The organism is Streptomyces sp. NPDC104096 (assembly GCF_055584385.1).
Genome location: NZ_JBVJMD010000124.1, coordinates 1 through 6,983 on the forward strand (window position 1 = coordinate 1; position 6,983 = coordinate 6,983).

6 protein-coding genes and 3 pseudogenes are annotated in these 6,983 nt (G+C 67.8%); 4 read left to right on the plus strand and 5 right to left on the minus strand.

Features of this window, described 5'->3' with window-relative positions:
- From ACZ60B_RS42275 to ACZ60B_RS42290, 4 genes and pseudogenes are all read right to left on the minus strand, one after another.
- Window positions 1-194, minus strand: a pseudogene (locus tag ACZ60B_RS42275) (NADP-dependent oxidoreductase); the annotation flags it as partial.
- Between the two features lie 182 nt (window positions 195-376).
- Window positions 377-1,267, minus strand: a complete 891-nt coding sequence (gene sigJ / locus ACZ60B_RS42280) for an RNA polymerase sigma factor SigJ (RefSeq protein WP_469397243.1) — start codon at window positions 1,265-1,267, stop codon at window positions 377-379.
- Window positions 1,260-2,642: an MFS transporter gene (locus tag ACZ60B_RS42285; RefSeq protein ID WP_469397246.1), complete on the minus strand. Its 1,383-nt coding sequence runs from the start codon at window positions 2,640-2,642 to the stop codon at window positions 1,260-1,262. Before ACZ60B_RS42285 ends, sigJ begins: the two co-directional genes overlap by 8 nt.
- A gap of 80 nt (window positions 2,643-2,722) precedes the next feature.
- A complete protein-coding gene (locus tag ACZ60B_RS42290) occupies window positions 2,723-3,361 on the minus strand; it encodes an HD domain-containing protein (protein WP_469397248.1) in 639 nt (212 codons plus the stop codon).
- Window positions 3,362-3,525: 164 nt separating this feature from the next.
- Here ACZ60B_RS42290 and ACZ60B_RS42295 point away from each other — a divergent pair, with 164 nt between their 5' ends.
- The 4 genes and pseudogenes from ACZ60B_RS42295 (at window position 3,526) to ACZ60B_RS42310 (ending at window position 5,770) form a co-directional block, all read left to right on the plus strand.
- Window positions 3,526-4,476, plus strand: a complete 951-nt coding sequence (locus ACZ60B_RS42295; RefSeq protein WP_469397260.1) for a GlxA family transcriptional regulator — start codon at window positions 3,526-3,528, stop codon at window positions 4,474-4,476.
- A gap of 4 nt (window positions 4,477-4,480) precedes the next feature.
- Window positions 4,481-4,835 (plus strand): annotated as a pseudogene (locus tag ACZ60B_RS42300) (transposase); the annotation flags it as partial.
- A 293-nt stretch (window positions 4,836-5,128) separates the two neighbouring features.
- A complete protein-coding gene (locus ACZ60B_RS42305) occupies window positions 5,129-5,377 on the plus strand; it encodes an antitoxin MazE7 (RefSeq protein WP_469397252.1) in 249 nt (82 codons plus the stop codon).
- A 15-nt stretch (window positions 5,378-5,392) separates the two neighbouring features.
- On the plus strand, window positions 5,393-5,770 hold the full coding sequence (locus ACZ60B_RS42310; RefSeq protein ID WP_469397256.1) for a toxin Doc: 378 nt from the start codon (window positions 5,393-5,395) through the stop codon (window positions 5,768-5,770).
- Between the two features lie 338 nt (window positions 5,771-6,108).
- On the opposite strand, the pseudogene ACZ60B_RS42315 reads toward ACZ60B_RS42310, so the two are convergent.
- A pseudogene (locus ACZ60B_RS42315) lies at window positions 6,109-6,762 on the minus strand (IS701 family transposase); the annotation flags it as partial.
- Window positions 6,763-6,983: the final 221 nt, after the last annotated feature.

Consider the following 6,983-nt stretch of genomic DNA (forward strand, 5'->3'; position numbering starts at 1 on the left):
CCGGGGATGCTCGGCGTCCGGTCGCGGCCGGCGCGATCGGTCCAGGTGGCGGGCCAGTCCAGCTCGCCAGGGGTGAAGCCGGCGGCGTGCACCCGTACGATGACGTCGTTCTCGGCCGCATGGGGGTAGGGCATGTCGGTCAGAGACATCCCGGCAAGACCGGCGTTACGGTCTCGCACCGTGATGGCTTGCATAAAGGTCCTTACTGAGGGAGGGCGACCCGAGCGCACAGCCCGCTCGCGCGTAGGGCTCGCAGCGGCTGCAGGTGGATGTATGCCGTGCCGCATGATCAGTCTCACCTGCTCTGGCGTCTTCCTCCGTCGCCCGTTGTGCGTTCTCATCAGGGAGACGAGGCAGCCCCTCCGGGTGTGACAGCTCAGATGCGCACGAGTTTGTCGGGATTGAGGACCCTGCGGTACGCGGTGATCAGACCGTCTGTGATCTGGACCGTGTCGACGGAGTAGACCCGGCCTTCCCGGTGGAACACGAGGGCGAGCTCGCCGCCGACCTCGGCGAAGTCGATGCGGTCCGGACGCCACTGGCGCCCCGTACGCATCATGACCTCGGCGACGCGCTCGCCGCCGTGGATGAGCTTGCGCGCCGCCGAGACCTTGCCGCCGCCGTCGGTGACGTAGACCGCGTCCGGGTGCAGGAGCCTGACCAGGCCGGCCAGGTCCCCGGCCTCGTAGGCGGCGCGGAAGACCGTGAGGACCCGTTCGCGCTCCGCCTTCGACGCCTGCGGCGTGGACTGCTTCGCCTTGGCCACCCGCCGTCGTGCCCGCGAGGCGAGCTGCCGGGCGCCCGGCACGGAGACGTCCAGTACTTCGGCGATCCGGCCGAACTCAAGGCCGAAGACATCGTGCAGGACGAAGCTCACCCGCTCCGGCGGGCTCAGCTCTTCCATGATCAGGAGCATCGCCGAGCTGACGGACTCGTCGACGAGTACCGGCTGCGATGCGTCCGGCCCTGTCAGCAGCGGCTCCGGCAGCCATGGCCCGACATAGCTCTCCCGGCGGAAGCGGGCGCTCTTGAGGATGTCGTACGACCGTCGCGCGGCCACCGTCACCAGCCAGGCCCGCAGATCATCGATGTCCTGCAGATCCGCTCCGGCCGCCCGCAGCCACACGTCCTGGCTGACATCCTCGGCATCGGCCACAGTCCCCAGCAGCCGGTAGGCCACTCCGAAGACCGCGGGCCGGTGTCTCTCCCATTCGGCTCCGAGCAGGTCCTCCTGCTCAGACCGTCCGGGCCCGTGCCCGTCACCCATACGGATCGCAACCTCCTCCAGCCTGCGGATGCAGCGTAGCTATTTCGATCTCGGGATCTTCGAAGACGGCTCCGCGGAAGAGCGCCGACCCGCTCCGACACGGCAGCCGTAAGTCCTGATCAAGCTGCTTCGGGGATGGTGTCGGCGTGTGGCGTGCGGCGCGCTCAGCAGCGGGACGGTTCGCGGCGAGGTCCGCTTTCCCGGTCCGTGCGATCGGATCGTCGGTGGGTCTTTGAGCGCGTGCTCGTCCGGCGTGCAGGGCCGCAGTCACGGACAGCGCCCCGACGAAGCCGACGTACAGGTAGCCCGTGGTCTCCAGTCCCCATGAGGGCGCCGCGAGCCCGGCCGCGAGGGCCGGAAGACTCAACGCCGCATAGCTGATCACGTAGACGGCCGAGAAGACCTCCGACCGGGACTTCGCGGTGGTGACCGCGCTGATGGCGCGGAGGTTGCCGTTGAACGTCAGGCCGACGCCCAGCCCCGCGACGACCGATCCGCCCATGTATACGGCCGGCGACGCAACAGCCATGGCCACCGTCAGTCCGGACGCACCCAGAGTCAGGAGAACCGCCCCCAACAAGGTGGCGAGCCATGCCGTATGCCGAACGGACCACAGCCCGCCCACGCTGTTGGCCACAAACAGCGCCGCGATGCTGAGCCCGCCCGCAGCACCGGACCGCACATGCAGGACATCGCTCACCAGGGACGGAGTGAGCGCGAGGAACAGACCCGTGACGGACCACCCCGCGACCAGGGCGGGAACGGAGGCGAAGAACTCCGGCCGGACGTCCCGGGGAACCTGGACTCTCGGTCGCAACGACGCCGGTCCCACCGCTCGCGGGACGAGGGTCTCAGGGATCGTGAGTGTGACCGCGGCCAGAACGACGAAGGCCAGCGTCAGGACGGGAAAGACATACGCATCGGGGCGTGAGGTCGACTGAACCAGCAGCCCCACCACTCCGGCGCCGGCGGCCATGCCGATACTCGTGCCCACCGCTGTCGTCGTGGGCCCCAGCAGTGGACGCCTCTTGGGTGAGAGCTCGACCAGTCCGGCGGCAAAAGCGCCGGTGGCCGTCCCCGTGGCGATGCCCTGCACCACCCGGGCGATCAGGAGGGGGACGACGCCGTCGGCCGCCCAGAAGACCGCCGTGCTGGCCGCCGCCACCAGAAGGGCGGCGACCAGCACCGGGCGGCGACCCAGCTGGTCGCTCAGCGATCCGACCGTCAGCAAGGCACCGAGCAGACCCACGACATACACCGCAAAGATCACTGTCAGCATCGTGACCGACAGGCCCCAACGCTCCCGGTACAGCGGGTAGATCGGTGACGGTGCGCTTGCCGTGGCCATCATCACCACATTGGCGCAGGCCAGCACGGCGAAGGCCGCACCTCGCCCGAGACGACGCCCGCCGCGAGGGCCACTCACACGTCTCATCACGTTTGATGGCGCTTTGATCAGCTCGGCCAGGGAGCGCCCATGATGCGCTCGACCGTGGTTGTGCGCTGGAAGCCGGGAATGAAATGCTCCAGCACATCTGAGTTCACGGTTCCGTTCGTGGTCTCCGGGCGGTGCTTGAGTCCCTCGACGAAAGCCTGCAAAAACTCGTTCTTGAAGTCGCCCCGTGGATGGGCGGCGGTGATCTCGTCCACCTGGCCGCGATCCAGCTCGTCCAGGCCCAGGCCGAGCACGTCGGTCAGAACCCCCAGATTCGTGATGGCGATCTCCGGGCCCATCCGCCCGGGAATTCCCGGGGTCGTGTGCAGCGCGATCGCCGTCCACACCACGTCGGCGGCCGCGGCCGGGAAACCGCGGTCAAGCATGAACTTATGTGCGTGGTCGGCTCCATCGACCTCGAAACGCTGCTCCACGTCGGAAAACGGCGTCAAAAGGCCCGTGTCGTGAAACATGGCGGACAGGTAGAGAAGCTCCGGGTCGGGTTCCAGGCCGAGCCTGTGAGCATGCATGGCACCGAAGACGAAAACGCGCCGGGAGTGGTGGTAGATGAGGGGGCTGGTCATCTCCTGCATGAGGCGGGTGGCCTCGGCGACCGCCGCCGTTTCAGGAATCTCCACCCCCGCGATGATCTTGCTCATGACCTCTGCTCCTTCCGATATCGGTGTGTTACGAATGGACGGTGCGTCCGTCTTCCACACTGCCAACCACCCGGCGTCCAGCGCTCCCTCGGTCCGGCCATGAGTCACCCGAATCCGGACAGGCGGGCAGCGGGGTTGTTGGCTCCGCCACGCACCGTGTCGCGATCCTCGTCTATGACGGGGTCAAACTCCTGGACGTCGTCGGCCCCGCGGAGGTATTCGGGGAAGCGAACCGGCTCGGTGCCGACTACACGATCGTGCTGGTGTCACCGACCGGTGCCGATGTCACCTCGTCCATCGGAATCCGGATCGCGGTCGACGCCGCCGCCACGGAACCCGCCCCAGACACGTTCCTGGTGGCCGGCGCGGACCTCTACCCGCGCACACCTGTGCCCCGTGATCTGATCGAGGCCACGCGAACGCTGGCGGGCCGGGCCGACCGGGTCGCATCCATCTGCACCGGAGCATTCATCCTCGGCGCCGCCGGCCTCCTGGACGGCAAGCGCGCGACCACGCACTGGAAGGTCGCGCACGAGCTCGCCGCCCGCTGCCGGGCCAGCCGTGTTGAACCCGACGCGATCTACGTCCGTGACGGCACCACCTACACCTCGGCAGGCGTGACCGCCGGCATTGACCTGGCACTGGCACTCGTCGAGGAGGATCACGGGCCTGATCTAACCCGCGACGTCGCCCGCGCCCTGGTGGTCTATCTGCAGCGTTCGGGCGGCCAGTCACAGTTCTCCGCCCCGCTCCAAGGCCCGCCGCCCCGATCTCCGGCCCTCCGCAGAATCACCGACTTGATCACGGCGAATCCCGGGGGAAACCACTCACTCGGCGAACTCGCCAAGCACCTCAATGTGAGCCCTCGGCATCTCACGCGGCTCTTCAACGACGAGCTGTCCACCACGCCGGCCCGGTACGTGGAAATGATCCGGTTCGACATGGCCAAAGCTCTACTCGACCAAGGGCATACCGCGACGCAGACGGCATCCCTTGCCGGATTCCCGAATTACGAGAGTATGCGGAGAGTTTTCGTAAGGAAATTGTCCCTCAGCCCCGCCGCCTATCAGCGACGCTTCAGCACAGCACGTCGAGCCAACGCGGAGGAGCAGTAAGACCCCGACCGCCGAACTGGAACTGAGCCGCCGCCAGCGGGCCCGCGCCGAGGACCGCATCCGCGCCGCCCGGGCCACCGGCCTGCGCAACCTACCCCTGCACGACGCCGCGCAGAACCAGGTCTGGCTGGAGATCGTCCAGATTGCGCTTGACCTGCTGGCCTGGATACCGATGTTGGCGCTGACCGGCGCCGCACGCCGGTGGGAGCCCCGCCATCTGCGACTGCGGCTGTTCTCCGCCACTGCCCAGTCGGTCACCACCGGCCGCCGCACCCTCCGCCTGACAAACCCACCGGCCTTGGACCAACGTGATCACCAGTGCGCTCGCCTGGCTCGATACCCTCCCGAACCCAGGCTGACCAGCGGCGTCCTGTCCCTACGAGCAGCACACCCCGGAGCCGTGGAACCCGGCGCCCACCTGGCGCGACAGCCGGGCCACCAACCTACCCACCCGCTGAATTCTCCCTCTGAACGAGAGAAAGGGTCCGTCAGCAAGCTGGCGGACCCTCATGCTCGAGGCTAACGGCAGGGCCGCGGGCCAACAACAGCGCTCAGACGGGCCAGCTACAGCGCTCGCGGACCAGGTGAAGAGCTCAGTCTCAGATACGCGAGTAGGTAGCGCGGCGCGTATACCGTGCGGGATACTGCGGGTATGGCTGAAACCACTGTCAAGGTCGACACAAGTACCAGGGACACGCTGCAGGGCCTCGCCGCTGAGGAAGGCCTCTCTGTGAAGGCCTACCTCGCCAAGGTGGCTGGTGAGAAGGAACAAGAGCGAGCTCTGCAGACGGCGACCGCCGCCTTCCGTCGCGCGATCAGCGCGCCCGGCGTCATGGACGCCTTCGACGCCGAGTTTGGCGGGCTGCCGCCCGTCGCACCCACCACCTCGCGGGCGGCCTGACCTGTGCCTCCTGTCGTGCACGTCGACTACCGGTGGTTCCTCGAGCGCCAGGAAGAGATCCTCCGGGACGACCTGACCGTCAACGACTTCTCCGTGCTCGTCGGCATGGCCCAGCGCCATCGGGTCGACCCGCCCCGGCATGATCAGCACCATCCCGACGCCTTCTGGCGGGCTGCGGTCCTGCTGGAGGAGTGCATACTGCTGCGCCCGCTCCCGGCTCGCAATGAGGTGTACGGATACGGCGTCGCCATCGCCTACCTGGAGGCCTCCGGGGAACGCGTGGACACGAAATTTGAGCTCTGGCGGGAACTGATCTACGACATCCGAGGACTGCGGCTGGACTCGTACGGCATCGCCGAGAGGCTGCGTTCCTGGCGCCAGGCCGGACCCTGACCGGCTCTACATCTCCGTGGAGACGGACCCGCAGCCTGGCGCGCGGCGCGGCCGCGGTGCAGGGCGGGCAGCGCCGGCGAGGATATCTCTCGACGTGACCGGCAAGGTGACGGCTGCTGCTATCCCGCAGGCGGCTGCGGCGGGGGAGCCTGGCCGCTTGGTACTCCAGCCGGACTTCTGCATTTCTGCTGGTCAACGGCCTGGCGGTAGGGAGTGTAACGGGGGTGGGGCATGCGTGGGGCGGTCTTGGACAGGTCGTCCCACCAACGCGTGTCCGCGCCGCATGTAGTGACTGCGTCGGGCACGTGCCTGGTGACGGCGTCGCCATCGGGACCAGTTCAGCACGTGGTCGCGGCGTGCAGGACGGTGGCGGGGTTGAGTTGCCAGCAGACGACGGATTTCGGCTGGTGTGAGGTCCACGAGGTCGGGTGTGTCGGCCTCGATACCCCCTTTTCGCGTTCCTGCACGGCCATCACCGCGAGGAATGCGTGGGCGAGCATGGCGAGTGTGATGTGACGGTGCCATCCCACGTAGCGGCGGACCTCGTACTGGTCCAGGCCGCACTCGTTCTTCGCGTTCTGGAAGCGCTCCTCGATCTTCCAGCGGCAGCCGGCGACGCGGACCAGGTCTGCGACAGTTGCGTCCAGTGGAGCGCAGGCGAGGTAGTAGGCGATCTCGTCGGGCCTGTTGATGCTGCGGCGGGCCAGCACCCATCTCTGCCGTGTCGGCTCGACGGTGCCGGGCTCGGTCATGGCGGGCAGGTGGGCGGCGGCCCAGTCGTAGAGCCGTTCGCCTTTGGCTCCCGGACCCGTCGACAGACGCTGCCATGCCTCGGGCGGGGCCTGGGCGATGAGATGGTCGATGCGTGGGCCGTTGACCTGCTGTGACTTGGGGACGGCGACCAGGTAGGAAAGCCCGGCGTCCTCCAGGAAGCGCCGGAAGTGCGAGTCCTGCCCGTAAGCGGAATCCGCCGCCACCCAAGAGAACGGAATCCGCCGCCACCCAAGAGATGGGGAGCGGGGAGGCCAGGGTGCGAAGGATCATGTCGCGGGCTATTGCTGGATTCCTCAAACTCTGTAGACATATCGGCGTCGTAGTCGTCGGGTCGGCGGTGTCGGTCTGCCCCGGATCCATGGCTTCGCACGGGAGTTGAGTTGGCTGGTCGCGAGGGCGGTGGCGTAGGCGATGTCGTCGGGGTCGGCGAAGGAGCGGC

Excerpts from the sequence above, each read along its gene's own strand:
- ACZ60B_RS42305 (WP_469397252.1), top strand. The coding sequence starts at position 5,129 with ATGGCTGAAACCACTGTCAAGGTCGACACAAGTACCAGGGACACGCTG.
- ACZ60B_RS42290 (WP_469397248.1), bottom strand. The coding sequence starts at position 3,361 with ATGAGCAAGATCATCGCGGGGGTGGAGATTCCTGAAACGGCGGCGGTC.
- sigJ (WP_469397243.1), bottom strand. The coding sequence starts at position 1,267 with ATGGGTGACGGGCACGGGCCCGGACGGTCTGAGCAGGAGGACCTGCTC.